The 22,579-nt window shown below is 68.3% G+C and carries 17 protein-coding genes and 1 riboswitch; of the genes, 4 read left to right on the top strand and 13 right to left on the bottom strand.

What is annotated here, in order from left to right; translation table 11 throughout:
• Positions 1–88 precede the first annotated feature (88 nt).
• Both BLA15945_RS18760 and BLA15945_RS18755 read left to right on the top strand, forming a co-directional pair.
• Entirely contained in the window at positions 89–1,012 is a 924-nt protein-coding gene (locus tag BLA15945_RS18760; RefSeq protein ID WP_174993117.1) for a LysR family transcriptional regulator, read from the top strand.
• Between the two features lie 96 nt (positions 1,013–1,108).
• Positions 1,109–1,510 carry an OsmC family protein gene (locus tag BLA15945_RS18755; RefSeq protein ID WP_174993116.1) on the top strand — a complete coding sequence of 134 codons (402 nt, stop codon included), beginning with the start codon at positions 1,109–1,111 and terminating at the stop codon, positions 1,508–1,510.
• Positions 1,511–1,614: 104 nt separating this feature from the next.
• On the opposite strand, the gene BLA15945_RS18750 is transcribed toward BLA15945_RS18755, so the two are convergent.
• Complete coding sequence (locus BLA15945_RS18750; protein WP_174993115.1) at positions 1,615–2,496, bottom strand: Dyp-type peroxidase; 882 nt, start codon at positions 2,494–2,496, stop codon at positions 1,615–1,617.
• Between the two features lie 484 nt (positions 2,497–2,980).
• Here BLA15945_RS18750 and BLA15945_RS18745 point away from each other — a divergent pair, with 484 nt between their 5' ends.
• Positions 2,981–4,843 carry an ABC transporter ATP-binding protein gene (locus BLA15945_RS18745; RefSeq protein WP_174993114.1) on the top strand — a complete coding sequence of 621 codons (1,863 nt, stop codon included), beginning with the start codon at positions 2,981–2,983 and terminating at the stop codon, positions 4,841–4,843.
• Between the two features lie 207 nt (positions 4,844–5,050).
• The gene (locus BLA15945_RS18740; RefSeq protein WP_174993113.1) at positions 5,051–5,764 is read left to right on the top strand and encodes a riboflavin synthase subunit alpha; all 714 of its coding nucleotides are present in this window, start codon (positions 5,051–5,053) and stop codon (positions 5,762–5,764) included.
• Positions 5,765–5,778: 14 nt separating this feature from the next.
• On the opposite strand, the gene BLA15945_RS18735 is transcribed toward BLA15945_RS18740, so the two are convergent.
• The 12 genes from BLA15945_RS18735 to BLA15945_RS18680 all read right to left on the bottom strand — a co-directional run bounded on the left by BLA15945_RS18735 (position 5,779) and on the right by BLA15945_RS18680 (position 22,250).
• Positions 5,779–6,534: a shikimate kinase gene (locus BLA15945_RS18735; RefSeq protein ID WP_233464257.1), complete on the bottom strand. Its 756-nt coding sequence runs from the start codon at positions 6,532–6,534 to the stop codon at positions 5,779–5,781.
• Positions 6,443–7,684, bottom strand: a complete 1,242-nt coding sequence (locus BLA15945_RS18730) for a voltage-gated chloride channel family protein (RefSeq protein ID WP_174993112.1) — start codon at positions 7,682–7,684, stop codon at positions 6,443–6,445. The genes BLA15945_RS18735 and BLA15945_RS18730 overlap by 92 nt, the downstream gene beginning before the upstream one ends.
• Before the next feature lie 79 nt (positions 7,685–7,763).
• Positions 7,764–7,869, bottom strand: a riboswitch (Fluoride riboswitch).
• A 79-nt stretch (positions 7,870–7,948) separates the two neighbouring features.
• On the bottom strand, positions 7,949–8,968 hold the full coding sequence (gene cheB / locus BLA15945_RS18725) for a chemotaxis response regulator protein-glutamate methylesterase (protein WP_059237381.1): 1,020 nt from the start codon (positions 8,966–8,968) through the stop codon (positions 7,949–7,951).
• Positions 8,965–11,271, bottom strand: a complete 2,307-nt coding sequence (locus BLA15945_RS18720; RefSeq protein ID WP_174993111.1) for a hybrid sensor histidine kinase/response regulator — start codon at positions 11,269–11,271, stop codon at positions 8,965–8,967. Before BLA15945_RS18720 ends, cheB begins: the two co-directional genes overlap by 4 nt.
• Entirely contained in the window at positions 11,268–11,969 is a 702-nt protein-coding gene (locus BLA15945_RS18715; protein WP_174993110.1) for a chemotaxis protein CheW, read from the bottom strand. Before BLA15945_RS18715 ends, BLA15945_RS18720 begins: the two co-directional genes overlap by 4 nt.
• Before the next feature lie 46 nt (positions 11,970–12,015).
• Positions 12,016–13,404, bottom strand: coding sequence for a CheR family methyltransferase (locus tag BLA15945_RS18710; protein WP_174993109.1), 1,389 nt, complete (start codon positions 13,402–13,404; stop codon positions 12,016–12,018).
• Positions 13,401–13,913, bottom strand: a complete 513-nt coding sequence (locus BLA15945_RS18705; RefSeq protein ID WP_059237385.1) for a chemotaxis protein CheW — start codon at positions 13,911–13,913, stop codon at positions 13,401–13,403. Before BLA15945_RS18705 ends, BLA15945_RS18710 begins: the two co-directional genes overlap by 4 nt.
• Complete coding sequence (locus BLA15945_RS18700; protein ID WP_059237386.1) at positions 13,910–15,586, bottom strand: methyl-accepting chemotaxis protein; 1,677 nt, start codon at positions 15,584–15,586, stop codon at positions 13,910–13,912. The genes BLA15945_RS18705 and BLA15945_RS18700 overlap by 4 nt, the downstream gene beginning before the upstream one ends.
• 123 nt (positions 15,587–15,709) lie before the next feature.
• Positions 15,710–16,843, bottom strand: a complete 1,134-nt coding sequence (locus BLA15945_RS18695) for a hybrid sensor histidine kinase/response regulator (protein WP_059237387.1) — start codon at positions 16,841–16,843, stop codon at positions 15,710–15,712.
• Between the two features lie 479 nt (positions 16,844–17,322).
• The gene (locus tag BLA15945_RS18690; RefSeq protein ID WP_174993108.1) at positions 17,323–18,906 is read right to left on the bottom strand and encodes a Na+/H+ antiporter; all 1,584 of its coding nucleotides are present in this window, start codon (positions 18,904–18,906) and stop codon (positions 17,323–17,325) included.
• A 240-nt stretch (positions 18,907–19,146) separates the two neighbouring features.
• Positions 19,147–20,580: an aldehyde dehydrogenase family protein gene (locus BLA15945_RS18685; protein WP_059237389.1), complete on the bottom strand. Its 1,434-nt coding sequence runs from the start codon at positions 20,578–20,580 to the stop codon at positions 19,147–19,149.
• 29 nt (positions 20,581–20,609) lie between these two features.
• Positions 20,610–22,250: an acetolactate synthase large subunit gene (locus BLA15945_RS18680; RefSeq protein WP_174993107.1), complete on the bottom strand. Its 1,641-nt coding sequence runs from the start codon at positions 22,248–22,250 to the stop codon at positions 20,610–20,612.
• Between the last annotated feature and the right edge of the window lie 329 nt (positions 22,251–22,579).

Genomic DNA, 22,579 nt, shown 5'->3' with positions numbered 1-22,579 from the left:
GCATCGAACGCACGCGATGGCCCCAGCGCATCCGTTGCCTGCGCATCCTTTAGAATCGAGCCGTCCTTTACCACGCCCTCCGCGCGCCGTGCCCGCCGATCATCGACTCGACCTGAACCTGTTTCGCGTGCTCGACGCCGTCTACGTGCACGGCGGCATCGGCGCGGCCGCCCGCGCGCTGCATCTCACGCAGCCGGCCGTCACGCATGCGCTCAACCGGCTGCGTGCGCATTTCGACGATCCGCTGTTCGTGCGCCAGGGCAACCGCGTCGTGCCGACCGAGCGCACGCGGTCGATCATCGTGGACGTGCAGTTGCACCTGAAGGGCCTGCAAGGCGCCGTGCGCGATCCGTCGGCATTCGATCCCGCCACGCTCGACCTGAGCATCGCGGTGGGCATTCGCGACGTGCTCGAATCGATTGCATTGCCGCGCATCGTCGCCGCGTTCGCCGACGAAGCGCCAGGCCTGCGGCTCGTGAGCCGCCGCGTCGCGGTATCCGAGATCGAGCGCGAACTCGCGTCGGGCAACATCGATCTCGTCGTCGACCGTCGCGTGCAGACGGGCTCGCGCATCGCCACCGAACACCTGCTCGACGATTCGCTCGTCGTCGCGCTGCGCCGCGATCATCCGCTGGCGGGCGACCCGCTGCGGCGCGGCGATTATTTCGCGGCGCAGCATATCGCGGTGTCGTCGCTCGGCGAACCGCAATCGCTCGACGTGCTGCTCGGCAACGACGGACGCTTCCGCGACATCCGGCTCACCTGCCAGCACTATTTCGCCGCATGCCAGATCGCCGCGGCCGGCGATCTGCTGGTCACGCTGCCGCAGACCTATGCGCTGCGGATGGCCGCACTGCTGCCGATCGTCGTGCAACCGCTGCCGCTGCGGCTCAAGCCGTTTCCACTGTTCGCGTACTGGCACGAATCGCGCGACACCGATCGCGCGCACCAGTGGGTGCGCGAACGCGTCGCCGCACTCGTCCGCAGCAGCGCCGGCGTCACCGACGCATAACGGCACGGCGCGCGCCGTCGCGCCCGGGACGGTATGCTGACGGCTGCATGCCGCCACGCGGCGCCCTCTTTCCTTCTTGCTCACCGGAGACTTGTCATGTCGCTCATCCACGCCGCCGCCGTCCTCGAGGCCGACGCGCCCGACTACGTCGTCCAGTTGCAGGCCGGCACGCACGCGCTGACCGGCGACGAAGCGCCGCGCGAAGGCGGCCAGGATCGCGGGCCCGCGCCGTACGAATTCGTGCTGGCCGGGCTCGCGCAATGCACGGCCGCGACGCTGCGCATGGTCATGCAGCGCAAGACGTGGCCGGCCGTGCGCATCTCCGTGCGCACCGAGCTGCATGCGGATCGCGAAGGCGTGCAATACGTGCGCCGCGTCGTCACGCTCGACGGCCCGCTCGACGACGCGCAACGCCAGCGTCTCGCGGAAATCTGCGAGAAGACGCCGGTGACGCAGTTCATCAAGCGCGGCACGCGGATCGAAACGACGTTGAACTGATACAGGCGGCAGGCGACAGGCGGCACGCGATCGCCGCCTGACATGCAAAACGGGCGGGCCACGCATGATGCGCGACCCGCCCGTTCATCGATTCCGCGTGGCGCTTACAGGCCGAGCGCGGACAGATCCAGCTTGCCGCCCTTCATCGGCGGGCACCAGAAATACGCGCCCGTCAGCGGCCGCGTAAAGCGGAACAGGCCGTCGACGATCCCGTCGTCCGCACCGCTCATCCGGCGCATCTGCACGTCGAACGCGCGGAACGAGCAGCCGAACGCGACGAAGTAGAGGCCCGCGCGACGCGCGTCCGACCACGGCGACGAACGGCGCAGCATGAACGCCTCGGGCTCGAAGCTTTCCTGCGCGGTGCGCTTCACGTGCGCGAACTCGGGTGCATCGTCGAGTTCCTCGTTGTCCGAGCGGCGGCGCCCGATGATGTTGTCCATGTCACCCGACGGAATGCGTTCCATCTGGTCGAAGTCGTGCAGCCATTGCTGCACCGCGACGAAGCTCGCGCCGTCGAGCCCCGCGCCCTGCCCCGTCACGACCGCCGCAGCCACCGCGTCGTCGCCTTCCGGGTTCTCGGTGCCGTCTTCATAGCCGGACAGGTCGCGATCGTTCGAATAGCGGAACCCGTCGACGGCATCCTGCAGCGCGAATGCCGGCGCGAGCGCGCGTTCGATCGCCCGTGCGCGCAGCACGATCTCGCCGCGGTCGTCGGCGCGCAGCCAGACCCACACGTCGGCCGGCGTCGCCGGCAGCGTGCGGTCCTTCACCGCGAACGCCGGGAAGCCGGTCAGGCCCGGAACCGGGCGCCCGAGGTGCGCGGCCAGCGACTGTCCGAAACCGACGACCGTGTCGCGCCCGTCGACGATCTCGCGCAGCGCGGCCAGCGCCGCTGCCACATTGCCGTCATTCGATATCGTGAAAGTGAGGTATCGGGCTGCCGTGTCGATCGGAGCCAGGATGCCTTGCTGAACGTCGCTCATCGTTTCCTCAGGAATGGTTCGGAGTAAATCTGTACGGGCCGCATCGTCGCGCGCCGCGGACGCCGAAGTGTAATCGATGCGCGCGCCGGCCCGTACCCGCCGTGGCGGAACGCACGCGAAAAGGGGCCAAAACCCTGAATACTAACCGTATCGACGCCGCAACGTCGCATTCGTCAGACGTTGCAGCGCGCGTGACACTGCTGATAGAATCTTTACACGTCTTTTCGGCGTCCTTTCAACCGTTCACACTTCAGGGAGGTGCAGATGTTCCGAATGCCAGCAACCTTCCCGAACGTGGTCCCACGGCGCAGCTGATCCAGCCCGCCGTCCGCGCAGGCTCCCGAGTTTTCCGCTAACCCGTCAGCCGCGCTTTTCCCGACAGCCCGTTTCGTTCCGCCCGCGTCTTTCGCGCGGCCCGGCTGTTGCGTTTTCGACGTTCTCCGAACCGGAAAGTCCCGTCGCGCGATGCGCCGGGCAACGATACATGACCAGAAAAACCACCCATCTGGGCGGCCACGCATTCCAGGCCGTCTTCGGCTTCACCATTCGCTACTGGCGCAAGCAGCCGGCGCGCACCGCCACGGTCGCGAGCTTCGCGCTGCTCGCCGCGCTCGCCGATGTCCTCACGCCGCTGTTCGCCGGCCGCCTGATCGACGCGCTGTCGACCGGCCTGACCGACCGCGCCGCCGCCTGGCACGCGGCCCTCGTCGCGTTCGGCACGCTCGCCGCGCTCGGCATCGGCGCGACGATACTGCGCCAGGGCGTGTACCTGAACATCATCACGCTCACGCTGAAGATGATGAGCGAGATCGCCGCCGCGTCGTTCCACCGCGTGCAGCGTTTCTCGACCGACTGGCACGCGAACAGCTTCGCGGGTTCGACCGTGCGCAAGATCACGCGCGGGATCTGGGCGCTCGACCTGCTCAACGACACCGTGCTGATCGCGCTGCTGCCGTCGGTCACGATGCTGGTCGGCGCCACCGTGCTGCTCGGTTCGCACTGGCCCGTGATGGGGCTCGTCGTCGGCGCGGGTTCGCTGCTGTACATCGCGGTGACGGTCGCGGTGTCGCTCGGCATCGTCGCGCCGGCCGCACGGCTCGGCAACCTGTGGGATACGCGCATGGGCGGCGCGCTCGCCGACGCCGTGAGCTGCAATGCCGTGGTCAAGGCCTTCGGCGCGGAAACGCGCGAGGAAACGCGGCTCGCGCGCGTGATCGGCAAGTGGCGGCAGCGCACGCGCCGCACGTGGGTGCGCGGCACGTTCAACGGCGGGTTGCAGGGCGCGATGCTCGTCGCGATGCAGGCCGCGATGATCGGCGTCGCGCTGCGGCTGTGGGCGAACGACGAAGCGAGCGTGGGCGACATCGCGTTCGCGCTGACGATGTTCTTCATGCTGCAGGGTTACCTGCGCGACGTCGGCATGCACATCCGCAACCTGCAGCGCTCGGTGAACGACATGGAAGAACTCGTCGCGCTCGAGCGCCAGCCGCTCGGCATCGACGATCGCCCCGACGCACCGGCCATCCGGATCGGGCAAGGCGAGATCCGCTTCGAGCACGTGACGTTCCGCTACGGCAACCACCCGGTGCCGCTGTACGACGATTTCTCGATGCGGATCGCACCCGGCGAGCGCGTGGGTCTCGTCGGCCACTCGGGGTCGGGCAAGACGACGTTCATCAAGCTGATCCAGCGCCTGTACGACGTGTCGGGCGGCCGCATCACGATCGACGGTCAGGACATCGCGCGCGTGCAGCAGGATTCGCTGCGCAGCCAGATCGCGATCGTCCAGCAGGAGCCCGTGCTGTTCCACCGCACGCTCGCGGAGAACATCGCCTATGCGCGCCCCGACGCGAGCCGCGCCGACATCGAGCGCGCCGCGCGTCTTGCCAGCGCGCACGACTTCATCGTCGCGCTGCCGGACGGCTATGACACGCTCGTCGGCGAACGCGGGATCAAGCTGTCGGGCGGCGAGCGCCAGCGGGTCGCGATCGCGCGTGCGTTCCTCGCCGATGCGCCGATCCTGATCCTCGACGAAGCGACGTCGAGCCTCGACAGCGAAAGCGAGCTGCTGATCCAGCAGGCAATGGAGCGGCTGATGGTCGGCCGCACGACGCTCGTGGTCGCGCACCGGCTGTCGACCGTGCGCGCGCTCGACCGGCTGCTCGTGCTCGATCGCGGCAAGGTGATCGAGGAAGGCAACCACGACGCGCTGATCCGCATCGACGGCGGCATCTACCGCCGGCTGTTCGAGCGGCAGGCGCTGGAGCTCGCGAAGGGGCTCGCGGATGCGCCGCGGCGCATGGCGAACGATGACGCCGGGCCGCTGGGGGAGCCGGCCGAGGCTTGACGCAAGTGCGTCGCGGCACGCGCCGGCGGTGCGGTCATCACCGCCGGCACGCGTCGATAAACGGATCCGGATCGAGGCCGTGCCAGGTGCACGGCCTTTTTTACGTCCGCGCGTCACGCCTGCAGCCCTGACGCCGCGCGCCACGACGTGCCCTTTTCCGGTATCCCTTATCATGTCGACCAGGAAATTTGCGACTAGGGATCGACCATGTTTACAGGAATTGTCCAGGGCGTTGCCACCATCAAGACCATCGCCGACCACGGGGAACTGAGAACCTTCAGCATCGAATTCCCGGAGCGGTTTACCGACGACATCGAGATCGGCGCCAGCGTGTCGGTCGACGGCGTCTGCCTGACGGTGACGACCATCCATTCGCCGGAGCTGATCGACTTCGACGTGATGCTGCCGAGCCTGCGGATCACGACGCTGGCCGATCTCGCGACGGGCGCGCACATCAACGTGGAGCGGGCCGCGAAGGACGGCGCGGAGATCGGCGGGCATCCGCTGTCCGGCCATGTCGACTTCACCGGGACCATCCGGCACATCGCGATGTCCGAACACAACCGGATGGTGCGCATCGGCGTGCCGGAAGCGTTCAAGCGATACGTGTTCGCGAAGGGCTATATCGCGATCAACGGCTGCAGCCTGACGGTGTCCGACGTCAACCGCGACGAAGGCTGGTTCGACGTCTGGCTGATCCCCGAAACGCGCCGCGCGACGACCTTCGATGCGAAGGGCGTCAACGACACGGTCAACATCGAGATCGAGCGCAGCACCCAGGTCGTCGTCGATACGATCCGCGAATCGGTCAAGGAAACGCTCGGCGAACTGAACGGCGTCGTCACCGCATTGCTGGCGGAAAAAGGCATCGATATCGAGGAACTGCTGGCGCGCCATGTTGCGCGCCTGCCGAAGCAGTAACGGATGCCGGCGTGCTAGGGCCTGTTCCACTCGCCCGCGACCGGACACGGATCGTCTTCATCCGATGACATCGACGCCACGATAAAGCGTTCGATGTCGGCCGCCACGCGCCCAGGTGTGCCGTCGCTCGCAAATCGCCTGCAGTTCAGGCGCATGAAGGCAGGGAACCGATCGCGGATCTTGCGCATCTCGTCCGCTTCATTCGCATTCAGATACGGCCGAGCCATTTGCCGGCCCACGATCAGTTTCGCGCAGCGTTCGAGATCGAACGAAGGCAGCAGGAGCACGGTGAATCCGTCCTCCTCGATGCCGCGGCGAAGTGCCGGATAGGCCGGCGCGACATCGGCCGGATACAGCATGAAACCGGACGACACCGCGCAGATCGTGGGCGCCGACATGCCGCGTGCGAGTTGCTCGTACAGCCGGACGTTGTGCGACGCATACTCGGCATGGCCGCGATCGCGGATGAAATCGCCAATGTTCCCGTGCGCGGCCAGGAAGCACTGATCCACATCGACGAACCGCCAGTTCAGGCGCGCCGCGACAATCGCCCCGACCGTGGTCTTGCCGGCGCCGCCCGGCCCGATCAGATGTACCCGCAACGACACGCTCCCCGTCCGATATCGCAGGCATCGCGCTCCCGGAGAAGCCGCAACGAATCCGCCTTCCGCGCCCTCCTCACTCCGCCTCGGCCGGCGCCCCCTTCCCCACCGCCACGCGCTGCGCGCGGTAAATCCCCGCGTGCCCCGAAAACAGGTACGCGACGACACACGCGACGATCGCATACACGCCGATATCCGCGCCGAACAGTTCGATCGCCATGATCGTCGACGCGATCGGCGTGTTCGCGGCGCCTGCGAACACCGCGACGAAGCCAAGCCCCGCGAGCACGGGCACCGGCAGCGCCAGCAGCTGGCCGAGTGCGTTGCCGAGCGTCGCGCCGATGTAGAACAGCGGCGTCACTTCGCCGCCCTTGAACCCCGATGCGAGCGTGACGACCGTGAACGCGAACTTGCCCGCGAAATCGTAAAGCGGCAGCGGGCCGTGAAACGCGGCTTCGATCGTCGGGATGCCGAGGCCGAGATACTGCGGCACGTTCAGCACGGTGGCCGCCGCGGCGACCAGCAGGCCGCCGAGCACCGGCTGCAGCGGCGCATAGCGGATCACGCGGCGGAACCACGCGGTCAGCGCATGCGTCGCGAATGCGAACAGCCGCCCGGCCACGCCGAACGCGATGCCCGCGACGACCGTCACGGCCAGCCCCGTCGCCGACACGGCCGGCACGAACGGGATCGCATAGGCCGTGTGATGCACGCCCCACGCGCGGCACACGACGTCCGCGACGATCGCCGACGCAACGCAGGTCAGCAGCGCGTCGTACCGCACGCGCCCGATCGCGAGCACCTCGAGCCCGAACACGGCGCCCGCGAGCGGCGTGCCGAACACCGACGCGAAGCCGGCCGCGATGCCCCCCATCAGCAGCACGCGCCGGTGCTCGCGATCGAGACGGAACACGTGCGTGATGCGATCGGCGAGCGCGCCGCCCATCTGCACGGCCGTGCCTTCGCGGCCGGCCGAGCCGCCGAACAGGTGCGTGACGACGGTCGCGACGAGCACGAGCGGCCCCATGCGTTTCGGCACGAGCGCCTTCGGGTCGTGAATCTCGTCGATCAGCAGATTGTTGCCGCGGGCGACCGACTGGCCGAAGCGATGATAGATCCAGCCGGTGGCGAAACCGGCGGCCGGCAGCCCCCACAGCAGCCACGGATGCGCGACGCGCGTGCCGGTCGCCCAGTCGAGCGCAATCAGGAACAGCGCGGATGCCGTGCCGGCCAGCGCGCCGAGCAGGGCTGAAAGCGCGAGCCAGCGGCACACATAGCGCACGGTCGCGAAAAGATCGGCAGAAGTCGTGAAAAACATGATTTCCAGATTCGACAGAACATCAAAACCTGGGCGGCAGAATACCGCATGGACGGCCTGCGACCTCCTGAAGACCCAGGAACACGCAGGCATCATCAGCCGGGCAAACCGGCGGTTGAGGGCCGCACCGCGCGCGCAACGCGCCGGGAACGACCGCAGGGAGGTATGCCATCTCCGCAGGCGGCCATTGTACGCGACGCCGCGCAGCACGCGCAATGCGCGCGCCGGGGCGCCGCGAAACGCCGGCGCCCGCCCGCTGCGCCGTCAGTCGCGCGGCGCGAGCGCGATCCGCGAAATCAGGTGGGGCGCGATCCGCTCGAGCGGCAGGATCGCCGACGCCGCACCGATCGCTGCGGCCGCCTTCGGCATCCCGTAGACGGCACTGGTCGCCTCGTCCTGCGCAATCGTGTAGCAGCCCTTCGCACGCATCGCCTTCAGGCCGAGCGCGCCGTCGCGCCCCATGCCCGTCAGCAGCACGCCGAGCGCATCGCCCTGCCAGCCGTCCGCGACGCTGTTGAAGAACACGTCGATCGACGGCCGGTACGGCGTTTCGGCCGGATGCCGCGTGTAGCCGAGCACGCCGCGCGGCGACAGGGTCAGGTGATCGTTGGTCGCCGCGAGCAGCACTTCGCCCGCCTGCGGCACGCTGCCCTGCCGCGCGACGCGCACCGGCAGCCGCGTATAGCCGTCGAGCCATTCGGCCATGCCGTACGCAAACGCCTGGTCGACGTGCTGGACGATCACGATCGCGGCCGGAAAATCCTCCGGCAGCGCGCGCAGCAGCGCGGTGAGCGCGGTCGGCCCGCCCGCCGACGCGCCGATTGCGACGAGCGTCGGCTGGCCGCGCGCGGGCGTCGGCCCCGGCGGCACCAGCGCCGCGGTGCGGCTTTCGAGCAGCCGGCCAATCTGGTCGATCTTCGCGAGCAGCGCTTGCGGCGACGCGTCGGTCGACAACCCGAGCGCGAGCGTCGGCGTGTCGACCGCATCGAGCGCGCCGGCGCCCATCGCCTCGTAGACCGACGACGTGTTCGCGCTGACGCTCGCCGTCACGACCAGGATCGCGCACGGCGCACGCGCCATGATCCGGCGCGTCGCGGCGACGCCGTCGACCTTCGGCATCACGAGATCCATCAGGACGACATCGGGCGGATGCGCGACGCAGAAATCCACCGCCTCGTCGCCATCGGTCGCGACCCATAGCACGCGGTGGTCGGCACGCAGCGCAATCACGCGGCGCAGCGCCTCCACGGCCAGCGGCAAGTCGTTGACGATGCCGATGTTCATCCGCGCGAGTCTCCGATCAGGTCGTGCACGGCATCGAGCAGCGCCTCGTCGTGGAAGCTGCTCTTCGCGAGGTAGTAGTCGGCGCCGGCATCGAGCCCGCGGCGGCGATCCTCGTCGCGATCCTTGTACGACACGATCATCACCGGCACGCGCTTGAGCATCGGGTCGCCCTTGATCAGCGTGACGAGTTCGATCCCGTCCATGCGCGGCATGTCGACGTCGGTCACGACCAGATCGAACGCATCGCTGCGCACCGCGTTCCAGCCTTCCATCCCGTCGACCGCGACCGTCACGTCGTAACCGCGCTTTTCCAGCAGCTTGCGTTCGAGCTCGCGCACCGTCAGCGAATCGTCGACGACGAGCACGCGGCGGCGCCGGTCGGCCAGCGCAAGCTGCGGATCGCGCGTGAGCCGTGCGAGCTGCCCGCCGCGCACGAGCTTGTCGACCGAGCGGATCAGGTCCTCGACGTCGACGATCAGCACCGGGTCGCCGTTCTCGAGCAACGCGCCGGCCGCGATGTTCTGGATCTTGTGCAGGCGGCTGTCGAGCGGCTGCACGACGAGCATCCGCTCGCCGAGGAAGCGGTCGACCGCGACGCCGTACAGCTCGGGCTCGCCGCCGACGACCACGACCGCCGTGCTGGTGCGCGCGACGTCGGGCTCGCCCGCGTCGAGCAGCTGGTGCGCGGCGACGAGCCCCGCGCGCCGGCCGTCGAACGGGAAATGCGGCTGCCCTTCGAGCACGTCGATGTCGTCATGCGCGAGCTCGAGCGTGCGGCGCACATGCGCGAGCGGAAACGCGTACGGCTCGCCGCCGACTTCGACGAGCAGGCTGCGGATCACCGACAGCGTGAGCGGCAGTTGCAGCACGAAACGCATGCCCGCGCCCGGCTCGTTGAAGATCCGCACCGCGCCGCGCACGCCGCGCACCATCTCCTGCACCGCATCGAGGCCGACGCCGCGCCCCGACACGTCGGTCACCGCGTCGCGCATCGAAAAACCCGGCAGCAGCAGGAATTCGAGCAGCTCGGGATCGGACAGCCGCGCGGCCGTCTCGTCGTCGGTCAGGCGCTGGCGCACGACGGCTGCGCGCAGCGCGTCCATGTCGACGCCCGGCCCGTCGTCGATCACGCTGACGAGCAGCGAGCCGGCGCTGTGGCGCGCCTCGAGCGTGACGCTCGCCTCGGCCGGCTTGCCGCGCGCGTGCCGCGCGTCGGGCGAATCGACGCCGTGGTCGATCGCGTTGCGCAGCAGGTGGCCGAGCGGCGCGTCGAGCAGGTCGAGGATGTCGCGATCGACCTGCGTGCCTTCGCCGACGATCGAGAAACGCACCTGTTTGCCGAGCGAGCGCGCGAGATCGCGGACGATCCGCGGGTACGCGCGCGTCGCATCGCCGAACGGCCGCATCCGGCATTGCAGCGCCTCGTCGTACAGCTGCTCGGCGATATGCGTGCTGCGCCGCTCGAACCGGTCGAACTCGTCCATGCGCTCGGCGAGCGAACGCTGCAGGTCGTTGAGCATGTGCCGCACTTCGTTCATCGACGCGAGCATGCCGGCGTCGAGATCGTCGGCGAACTGTTCGTACATCAGGTCGAGCGAACGGGCCGCATCGCGCTGCGCCCGCTTCACGCGCAGCATCGATTCGGCGAACGGCTTGAGCCAGCGCGATTCGACCAGCGATTCGCCGGACAGGCTCAGCAACCGGTTCAGCGTATCGGCGCGCACGCGGCGCATCGCGCCAGCGCCCGCCACGCGGCCGGCCTGGGCCGGATCGGGCGCCGCGCCCGACACGGCGAGCGGCGGCACGGTCGCGCTGGCCCCGACGGGTTCGTTCGCGGCGCCGTCGTGGTCGCGATACGACATGACCGGCGGCGGCACCGGCGGCACCGCGGAAGACGCCTGCATGGTCTGCGCGCCGTCGGCGCCCGTCAGCGCGGCCGCGAACACGTCGATCTCGGTCGGCGTGACGGGCTGCGCCTGCGGATCGCCGACGCGCACCAGCAAATCGACGCCGGCCAGCAGCACATCGACGTGCGTGGCCGTCAGCGAGATCGTGCCGGCCTGCGCAGCGACGAAGCACTCCTCCATCCGCCCCGCGATGTCGACGCCGAGCGGCACGCCGACGATGCGCGCGGCACCCTTCAGCGAATGCGCGGCGCGCATGCAGGCTTCGAGCGCGACGGAATCGGGCTCGCCCGATTCGAGCGCGAGCAGCCGCTCCGACAGCGCCTGGGTCTGCGTGCGCGTCTCTTCCCGATACAGCTCGAGCAGCGACAGGTGGCTCAGGTCGTCATCGCCGCTCATCGCATGCTCCGTGTGACGGCATCGAACAGACGATCGTCGTCGAGCAGGCCCACCGACTTGCCGCGCCACGACAGCACGCCGCGCGACAGGCCGGCGCTCGCGCGCCCGACCGTCGCCGGCACGGGCACCCAGTCGGATGCGCCGAAGCGCAGCACGCCCTCGACCTCGTCGACCGGAAACACGACCGGTTCGCCCTGGTGCGCGGCCACCAGCAGCCGCGTGAAACGGCTGTCGTCGCTGCCGCGCTTGCCGGCCTCGAGGCCGAGCAGCGCGCCGATCGAGATCGCGATGCGCAGCGTGCCGCGAATATTGACCACGCCGAGCACGGCCGAATTGCGGCGATGCGGCAGCGAATGCATCGGACGCGTGCCCGCGATCTCGCGCAGCACGCCGATCGGCAGTGCCAGCCATTCGTCGGCCACGCGGAACGCCAGCGCCGCGTGGCGCGTATCGCCGTCGTCGTCGCCCGCGCGTGTCGTGTCGAACGCGCTCATCCGGCGCGTGGCGGCGGCCATCTCGGCGGCGTCGAGCGGACGCTCGAGCAGCTTCGCCGCGTGAGACGCGTAGACCGGACAGTTCAGGCAGCGCTGGCAGTCGTTCAACCGCTTGCACGAGCGGTCGCCGCGCGTGCCGATCCGGTTCCAGCAATCGTCGACGTCGATCGTCGTGTCGTCAGTGGCAGCGGCGTCGCGGTTCATGAATTCCTCTGGTCATCGCGGTGTCGGTCCCTATCCCGTCGTCGTGTCAACCGGCCGAGCGCCGCGCGCGCTCGAGCAGCCATTGCGCGCCCGCGCGATCGCCGCCGACGTCGAGCAGCGTCGCAAGATGCGTCAGCGCCTCGTGGTGCGTGGGCCGCAGGTACAGCGCCTTCCGGTAGAAGTCGCCCGCTTCCGCGGCACGCCCGCGCGCATCCGCAATCAATCCGTTCAGGTAGAACGCATCGGCATGCGGCCCGACGCGCGCCGAGAATTGCGCGAGCACGCGCTCGGCCTCGTCGAACGCGCCCGCATTCGCGAGCGCCTGCGCCTCTTCCAGCGTCGGCGCGACGCCTTCGGCAACCGGTGCGGCCGGGTCGGCCGTCGCCACCGACAGGTCGGCCCGCGCATCGAATGCGGCCGTGCGCACGGCCGGCGGCGGCGCCGCGAACGGCTGACCCACGTCGCCGAGCCAGGCCGGCGGCGCGACGGCCAGCACCGGGCGCGTCGCCGCGAGCGGCGCGACCGTGAAGCGCTCCGTACACCGGTACGGCGCCACCGCCGACAGCGGCGCGACCGGCCGGGCCGCGCACGCATCGGCCGGCTCGCGCTGGAACGCGAACGCCAGCGGCACGCGCGCCGAGCGCATCCCGTGCCGCATCGCGACACCCGTTTCGGCCGGCCCGACGAACAGCGTGCCGTCGTCGGCGAGACGCTCGTCGAGCGAGCGGATCACGCGATCCTGCGCGTCGCGGTCGAAGTAGATCAGCACATTGCGGCAGAACACGAAATCGTAGCGAATGCCCGTATCCGCGACCGGTTCGACAAGGTTTGCATGACTGAACTGCACGCACGCGCGCACGCGATCGTCGAGCAGCCAGCCGTCGCGGGTTGGCGTGAAGTAGCGCGAACGAAACTCCGTTGCGGTCCCGCGGAACGCATTGCGCCCGTAGCAGCCGAGCCGCGCCTGCTCGATCGCGCGCGCGCTGAGGTCGATCGCGTCGATCGCGAAACTGGCCGGGTCGAGCCCGGCATCCAGCAACGCCATCGCCGCCGAGTACGGCTCCTCGCCCGTCGAGCACGGCGCGCTCAGCACGCGGATTACACGGCCGGGCAGCGCGGCAAGCCGTTCCGCGGCCAGCCGCGCGAGCGTCGCGAAGGCCTCGCGGTCGCGGAAGAACCATGTCTCCGGGACGACGAACAGTTCGATCAGCGCGCGCCGTTCGTCGGCCGATGCGTTGAGCTGCTGCCAGTACGCGTCGAGCGCTTCCGGCGTCACGGGCGGCCGCGCCGCCGACAGCAAGCGCTCGCCGTCCGCCTGCAGTGCGTGCACGCGATCCGTCAGCGCCCGCGTCAGAAAATCGTTGCCGAGCGAATCGGGGTCGATGCCGGTCTCGCGCAGCAGCCAGCCGCGAAATCGCGCTTCGGACTCTTTCATGCGGACTCCTCCCCGTGGCCCGGCAGGCCGTCGAACAGATACAGGCGCGCAACGTCGTCGACCAGGTCGGACACCGACACCTGCTGCACGACGCCGTCAGGCGTGTTCGCGACGAGCCCGAGCCAGCGCGTGCGTGCGGTCGAGACGCCGCTTGCGCGAAACGCCGCGCGATCGATCCGCATCGTCTGCGTCGCGCGTTCGACGATCAGGCCGAGCGTGCGCTCGCCGTCGGCCTCGCCCGCGCGATAGCGGACCATCACGAGCCGCGTCGAGCGCAGCGCATGCGCACGCCGCCCGAGCGCCAGCATCGGCACGTCGATCACCGGCACCGGCTGGCCGCCGCGCATCAGCAGCCCGGCGATCCAGTCGGGCGCGCCCGGCACGGCTTTCGTGACGGCGAGCGGCAGCACCTCCTCGATGCCGGCCGCGTCGAGCGCGTAACGCTCGCCGTCGAGCTCGAACATCAGGAACAGCGCATGGGCGCCGCCCTGCGGATCGGCGCGCGTCACGCGTCGACCTTGAAACGCGACACGCTGGTACGCAACTGGTTCGCCACCAGCGTCAGGTCGTCGATCGCCTGCGACGACTGGCGCAGCGACTCGGCCGTCTGCTGCGCAGCCTCCGACAGCTGCGACAGCGCCTGCGTGATCTGCTCGGCGCCGTTCGCCTGCGTCTGCATCCCTTCGTTGACCATCTGGAAGCGCGGCGCGAGCGTCTGCACTTCGGCGATGATCTGCGACAGCTGCCCGCCGACCTGCTGCACGTCGAGCATCCCGCGACGCACTTCCTCGGAGAACTTGTCCATCCCCATCACGCCCGCCGACACGGCCGACTGGATTTCCTTCACCGTCTGCTCGATGTCGTAGGTCGCGACGGCCGTCTGGTCGGCCAGGCGGCGGATCTCGGTGGCGACGACCGCGAAGCCGCGGCCGTACTCGCCGGCCTTCTCGGCCTCGATCGCCGCGTTCAGCGACAGCAGGTTGGTCTGGTCGGCCACCTTGGTGATCGTCGCGACCACCTGGTTGATGTTCAGCGCCTTCTCGTTGAGGATCGCGAGCTTCGCGTTCACCGAGCCGGCCGCATCCATCACGCTGCGCATCGTCTCGCCCATCCGCGTGAGCCCGCTCTGGCTCACGCCCGCGAGCGTCGCCGATTGCTCGGCCACGCCGGCCACCTCGTTCATCGTGCGCAGCAGGTCGCGCGACGTCGCGAAGATCTCGCGCGACGTCGCGCCGATTTCCGTCGTCGTCGCCGCCGTTTCATTCGCGGTCGCCTGCTGCTCGCGCGACGTCGCCGCGATCTCGGCCACCGATGTCGTCACCTGCAGCGAGGATTGCTGCGCGCGGGCGACGAGTTCGGTCAGCTCGTCGGCCATCCGGTTGAAGCCCGTCTCGAGCGTGCCGAATTCGTCGCGGCGGCGCAGGTCGAGGCGGCGCGTCAGGTTGCCGGTGCGCATCACGTCGTGCACTTCCACAAGGCGCGCCATCGGTACGGTGACCGAACGGTACAGCACGTAGCCGAGCCCGAGCGCGGTCAGCAGCACGAACGCGAGTGCGGTCGCGAGCACGACTTCGGTGTCCTGCACGGATTCGCGGATCATCTTCGCGGACTGTTCCGCGAACTTGCGGTTCTCCTGCACCAGCACGTTCGCGTTGCGCACGACCTCGGTCCATGCGGGCAGCGTTTTCGCGTACGCGGCGACGGCCTCCTCGCGCGACACGCGGCTCTTCTGAACGGCTTCGTTCAGCAGCGGCACGTAGCGATCGTAGGCGCCGCGGAACGTCGCGAAGCGTTGCCGGTCGTCGTCGCGGAACGTCGTGCTCTGGTAGTCGACCGACAGCGACTCGATGTCCTTCAGCGCGTCGGAGATCTTCGCGAGATCGCGCTGCACGGTTTCGGACTCGGTGTCGACGAAGGTCGCCTGCTGCAGCAGCGTGAACGATTCGTTGACCGAACCGCGCAGCGACGACGCGAGGTAGACGCCGGGCAGCGAGTCACGCTCGATGCTGACGGCTTCGCTGTTGATCGCGCGCAGTCGCTCGTACGACACGCCGGCTGTCACCAGCATCAGCACGAACAGCACGCCGAAGCTGAGCAGGATGCGATTGCCGAGCGTCAGCCGGGCAGCGCCGATCGTCGGATGCAGGCTTTCATTGGTCGCGCGGGGCGTCACGGTGGCCATGTTCGTTATGGGCTTTCTAAAATCAGCGTTGAAAAAATCCGCGCCCGCCTGCGCGCCGGAAGGCGCGCCACGAGCGCATCGGGGTCTGCGGGCGGCGCGGCGCCGGCTGGCCGCACCGCGAAATCACCGCTCCGGTTGCGCCGGCAGCCGGAGCGCGACCATGAAGCCGCGCGCCGTATTGCGCATCAGGATCTGGCCGCGATGCCGCGCCGCCGTCGCGCGAACGAACGCGAGCCCGAGGCCAAAGCCGCTGCGCGCCGCGCCATGCGCGGATTCGAGCTGCACGAACGACTCGGTCGCAGCCGTGCGCTGCTCCGGTGCGATGCCGGCGCCGGTATCCTCGACGCCGATCAGCCAGGCGCCATCCTCGACGCTCAGCGTGCAATGCACGTCCGTGCCGGCCGGGCCGTACTTCAGCCCGTTGTCGATCAGGTTCGCGACCGCGCGCGTGAGCATCATGCGGTCGCCCATCGTCACGCACTCGGCGTCGGGCACATGCGCGACGACCCGGCAACCGAGCCCGGCCGCCTTCTCCCACAGCTGGTCGACGGCATCGAGCACGATTTCGTTGAGACTCACGACGTCGTGCGCACGGCGCTCGGACTGCGCACGGGTCAGATGGATGAAGCCGTCGGCGAGCGCGAGCGCGCGCCGCGCATGGCCGGCGATGCGCTCCATGATCGCCGGCATGTCGCCGTGCTCGGTGCGGTAGACGTCGAGCAGCGCGAGGATCGACGTCTGCGGCGAACGCATGTCGTGCGACAGGAAATCGAGCGCCTCGTCGCGCTGCCGGGACATCAGGTACGAATTCGAGTGATAACGGATGCGCGCGGTCAGTTCCATCGCGTCGGGGAGCTTCACCAGATAGTCGTTCGCGCCGGCGATGAACGCCTCACGCTTGACGATCGGCTCCTCCTTCGCGGACAGCACGATGATCGGCACGCGTGCGGTGCCGGCGTCGGCGCGCCACGCGCGAACGAGATCGAGGCCGTCGATCTCCGGCATCACGAGGTCCTGCAGGATCACCGTCGGCTTCACGTCGCGCGCGACCGCCATCGCCCGGTGCGCGTCGGTGCACACGTGCAGGTCGATGTCGTGCTCGCTGCGCAATGCGCGGCGGATCACCTCACCGACGAACGGCTGATCGTCGACCAGGAGGACCGATAACCCCGATTCGAGACAATCCGAGGCATTATCACTGCTCGATTCTTTCATAAATACAGTTTCAAACGCCGAATCTCCAATCGATTCTTTCATAGGAGTTGTTTATCCGACTTGGACGCCATCTTATTTTGGCGGTTGATAAACCCGCCTGATTCCGCCGATTTAGCCTGTCGGCACTGCCTTGCGGGGCTTTGGACGCCGCTTCTTTCCCCGTCGGCGACCGCATTACCTCCGCATTCTTTCTCTCAATAAAGATAACCGGCTGATTCTAAATGAAATTAGAACACAGCATCTATCTCCTTCCGGTTTAGTTTTGCCAAATATGCAGAAAGAGACGGAATCAGATAAATCAGATCATTTCCGGATTCGAAACACGATAACGTTTGCGAGACCGGCGCCATCAGGTTTGCATGCGCTGCAAGGCTGGCTGCCGGTCGTATTGAGGGCCGGATTCAGAAACACCGAATCGGCGCGCGGGCGGGAGCAAAAAGTCGCGTGACGGGCGAGGATCGCCCTGTGCGCGCATCGGCGCCGGCAGGACGCCGGCCCGTGAGAAGGCGGGTCGCGCCCGCTTACCCGCGCGCGTGCTGCGCGGACACTTCCTGCAGGTCGAGGTCGCGCTCGAGCGCGTGCAGCATTTCGTCGTGGATGCGCCCCGAACGGTGCAGGCGCAACAGCTCCGCGCGCCCGGCCCGGATCGCGGCCAGCACCACATCGTAGTGCGCGGCGCGCACTTCCGCCGGGTATTCGGGCTCGTTCTTCGCCCGCTCGGTCAGTTCCGCGCGATACGTGTATTGCTCGAGCAGGCGCGGATGGATCACGACGCCGTTCTCGTCGCGCACGAGCGGCTGGATCGCCGCGAGCTGCGCGGCCTCGACGTGTGCCCACGTCTGCGGCTCGGTCAGGTGGTGCGCGGCGCGCTCCTCGCGCTGCGGCAGGCGCAGCAGCCGGATCAGTGGCCCGATCGTCGTGCCCTGCAGCAGCACGGTGACGAGGATCACCGCAAACGACGCGACCAGGATCACGTCGCGGCCGGGCAGCGCCTCCGGCAGCGACAGCGCAATCGCGAGCGTCACGACGCCGCGCATCCCGGCCCAGCTCATGATCGTCGCCGCCTTCCAGTCGGGTGCTTCGCCGCGCCGCGCGAACCCGCGCACCGGCCACTTCAGCGCCTCGACCGCGTAGATCCACACGAAACGCGACACGATCACCGCGGCCAGCACCGCAAGCACCGGCGGCACCATCGTGGCGAGCACCTGTTCGAAACCGCCGAGGCGGTGAATCGCGCCACGCAGCGACAGCCCGATCAGCACGAACACCATCGCTTCGAGCAGGAACACGATGACCTGCCAGAACGCGGTGCCGCGCGTACGCACGGCCGCCGAGAACACCTCATGCTGATGCCAGCCGACGATCATCCCGGCCGTGACGGTTGCGATCACGCCCGACACCTCGACCATTTCGCCCGCGATGTACGCGATCCAGCCGGCGATGACCGCGACGGTGATCACGAGATAGTCGTCGTCGAGCAGCTTGAGGAACCACACGACGAGCTTGCCGACCACGAAGCCGACCACGACCCCGCCGAGCCCGAGTTCCGCGAAACGCACGACCGCATGCTCGAGGCTGAACGCGCCGGTAAGCGCGGCCACGACCGCGAAGCGGAACAGCACGAGGCCGGCCGCGTCGTTCAGCAGGCTCTCGCCTTCGAGCAGCACCATCAGCCGGCGCGGCAGCGCGACGCGTTCGAGCACGGCCTTCGCGGCCACCGCGTCGGGCGGCGACACGATCGCGCCGAGCGCGAAGCACGCGGCCCACGGCAGCGCCGGCACCACCCAGTGCACGGCGAAGCCGACCGCGAACGTGGTGAACGCGACCGCGCCGATCGCGAGCATCAGGATGCCGCCGACGTTGCGCTTGAACTCTTCCCACACGGAGAAGTACGCGCCGTCCATCAGCAGCGGCGGCAGGAACACCAGCAGCACCAGCTCGGGATCGAGGTTGATCGGCGGCAGGCCGGGGATGAATGCGATGCCGATGCCGCCGATCAGCAGCGCGGCGGCCGGCGGCAGCCGCAACCGCTTGGCGATGCATTCGAGCGCGACGATCGCCAGGAATGACAACAGAACCAGCTTGAATGCCGAGACGGGGGACATGAATCGACCTCGTGAAGAATGAATTCGCGCTTTCCGGCGTCGTACCCCGGTCGGCAGTTTGGCGCGATTACATCACGAGGCGAGGCTCGCAGTCGAGCGCGCGGCCGGCGGGCCACCGCGCGGGGGGGACGCGCGAGCTGTGTCGGCCCGATGCGCACGCCACGATGAAAAACGGCACGCAGGCCGGCCCGATCGCCCGCCTGCGTGCCGTCGCGGCTCCGTGCCGCGCACCCGCGCGCGTTATCGGCGCCGCACGACCATCAGCCGCGGTTCGGTCATGTCCTCGATCGCGTAGCGGATCCCTTCGCGGCCGAGGCCTGAATCCTTCACGCCGCCATACGGCATGTTGTCGACGCGGAACGACGGCACGTCGTTGATCACGACGCCGCCGACCTCCAGTTCGTCCCACGCACGCTGCGCATGCGTGAGCGAATCGGTAAACACGCCGGCCTGCAGCCCGAAGTCGCTGTCGTTCACGCGCGCGAGCGCATCGTCGAAGCGCTCGAACTTCTCGAGGATCGCAACGGGGCCGAACGCCTCCTTCCGGTACAGGTCCTGCTCATGCCCGACGTTCTCGAGCAGCGTCGCCTCGAACATCGCGCCATCGACCTTGCCACCCGCGACGATCTTCGCGCCCGCCGCGACGGCCGCATCCATCCAGCCCGACAGCCGGCGCGATTCGGATTCGGAGATCATCGGGCCGACGAACGTCGACGGATCCTTCGGATCGCCCATCTTCAGCGAACGCGTCTTCGCGATCAGCTTCTCGCGCAGCGCGTCGTAAAGATCCGCATGCACGAGGATCCGCTGCACGCCGATGCAGCTCTGGCCCGACTGGTAGTACGCGCCGAACGCGAGACGCTCGACCACGTAGTCGAGCCGGTCGCGCTGGTCCGCATCGACGATCGCGGCTGCGTTGCCGCCGAGTTCCAGTACGACTTTCTTCTTGCCGGCCTTCTCCTTCAGCGCCCAGCCGACGGCCGGCGAACCCGTGAACGACAGCAGCTTGAAGCGCTCGTCGGTCGTGAACAGGTCGGCGCCGTCGCGATGTGCGGGCAGCACCGAAAACGCGCCCTTCGGCAAGTCGGTTTCCGCGAGCACCTCGCCGATGATCAGCGCGCCGATCGGCGTGCGGCTCGCGGGCTTCAGCACGAACGGGCAGCCCGCCGCGAGCGCCGGCGCGACCTTGTGCGCGGCGAGGTTCAGCGGAAAATTGAACGGCGAGATGAACGAGCACGGGCCGACCGGCACGCGCTTCGTGTAGCCCGTATAGCCCTGCGCACGCGCGGAGATCTCGAGGTTGATGATCTCGCCGTCGATGCGCACCGATTCCTCGGACGCGACGCGGAACGTATCGATCAACCGCGTGACTTCGCCCTTCGAATCGTTGATCGGCTTGCCGGCCTCGATGCACAGCGCCTCGGCCAGCTCGTCGAAGCGCTCGCGAAAGCGCGCGACGCAATGGTCGAGCACGGCCTGCCGCTTGTAGGCCGGCATCTCGCGCATCGGCTTCGCCGCGTCGACCGCCGCGGCGATCGCCGCATCGATCGCCTTCGCGTCGGCCAGCGCGACGCGCGTCGCGACCTTGCCGCTGAACTTGTCCGTCACCTCCAGATCGGTATTCGCGTAGACGGCTTCGTTGGCGAGGTAGTACGGATAGGTTTCCTTCAACATGGAACGACTCCTTCCTGTGAACGGGGATTTCAGAGTTGCGCCGACAGACGCTTGATCTCGCGGTTCAGCACGCGCTCGTTGTCCGAATAGTCGATCGGCACGTCGATCACGTGCACGCCCGGCGACGAGAAGCACTCGCGCAGCAGCGGCTCGAGATCGTCGGCCGATTCGACGCGGTGCCCGTGCGCGCCATAGCTTTGCGCATACGCGACGAAATCGGGGTTCTGCAGCGTCATCGCGTAATCGGGGAAATTCATGTTCTCCTGCTTCCAGCGGATCATCCCGAACGCGTCGTCGCGCAGGATCATCACGACGATGTCGAGCTTCAGCCGCACGGCCGTTTCGAGTTCCTGCGAATTCATCATGAAGCCGCCGTCGCCGCACACGGCGATCACCTTGCGCTGCGGATGCACGATCTTCGTCGCGATCGCCGACGGCAGGCCCGCGCCCATCGACGCGAGCGCGTTGTCGAGCAGCAGCGAGTTCGGCTCGTGCGCACGCCAGTAGCGCGCGAACCAGATCTTGTACATCCCGTTGTCGAGACAGACGATGCCGTCGACCGGCATGGCGTTGTACAGGTCGTTGACGATGCGCACCGGATACATCGGGAAGCGCGGGTCGTGCTGGCCCTTCTCCAGGTGCGCGTCGAAGTGCTCCTTGATCATTGCGAAGCGCGCGAAATCCCAGTGCGGCTGCGGCGACACGGCCTCCTTCATCTGCCACACCGCGTTCGCGATGTCGCCGACCACCTCGATCTGCGGGAAATAGACGGGATCGACCTGCGCGCCGAGGAAGTTCACGTGAATCACCGTCTTGTCGTCGGTGCGCATGAAGAACGGCGGCTTCTCGATCACGTCGTGGCCGACGTTGATGATGCAGTCCGCATGCTCGATCGCGCGGTGCACGAAGTCGCCATCGGACAGCGTCGCGTTGCCGAGCCACAGCGGATGCGTCTCGTCGATCACGCCCTTGCCCATCTGCGTCGTGAAGAACGGGATGCCCGTCTTGTCGACGAATTCGAGCAGCATCTTGCAGGTGGTCTTGCGGTTGCCGCCCGCGCCGATCATCAAGAGCGGATGGCGCGCGGCCTGGATCGCGTCGACCGCATGCGCGACCGCCTTCTCCTCGGCCACCGGCCGCCGGCTGTAGCTGCGCGGGATCGGCTTGCCGTCGCCCTCCTCGTGCGCGATGTCTTCCGGCAGTTCGAGGTGCGTGGCACCCGGGCGCTCCTCCTCCGCGCGGCGGAACGCCTCGCGCACGGCCGACGGGATGTTGCCGATCGACACGATCTGCCGCGTGAGCTTCGTGAGCGGCTGCATCATGTCGACCACGTCGACGATCTGGAAGTGGCCCTGCTTGCTGGACTTGATCGGCTTCTGCCCGGTGATCATCAGCATCGGCATGCCGCCGAGCTGCGCATACGCGGCGGCCGTGACGAAGTTCGTCGCGCCGGGCCCGAGCGTTGCGAGACACACGCCGGTGCGGCCCGTCAGGCGGCCGTAGGTGGCGGCCATGAACCCGGCCGCCTGCTCGTGCCGGGTCAGCACGAGCTTGATCTTCGATCGCCGCAGCGATTCGAGCAGATCGAGGTTTTCTTCGCCGGGAATACCGAACACGTACTCGACGCCTTCGGCTTCCAGCGCCTTCACGAACAGATCCGATGCTTTCATGGGGGACTCTCGGTTATGCCGCCTGCCCGGCCTACGGACACGCGGCGTTCATAACGCGCGCCGGCCTACGGCACGCGGACGCTGACCTACTGGACACAAACCACGGCACTTCCCGCCGCGCAATACGCGCTTGCAATGCGCGGCGGCGCCTCCGGCCATACCGGAGAACGAACGGATCCGCCCGCGCGCGGCAAACGCGCACGGGCGGCAAAGACGTTTTTGATTGTAGACGGATTCGCGGAATTCCGGCTTCGGCCGGATGGCCAATCCACACACAAACGAAGCGGGCGGCCCTACCGTAGCAGCCACGAAACAACCCGCCACCCGCC

This window comes from Burkholderia arboris (assembly GCF_902499125.1).
GTDB classification, from domain to species: domain Bacteria; phylum Pseudomonadota; class Gammaproteobacteria; order Burkholderiales; family Burkholderiaceae; genus Burkholderia; species Burkholderia arboris.
The sequence above is the reverse complement of the archived record's forward strand: the minus strand, read 5'-3'. Positions and strand labels throughout refer to the sequence as shown.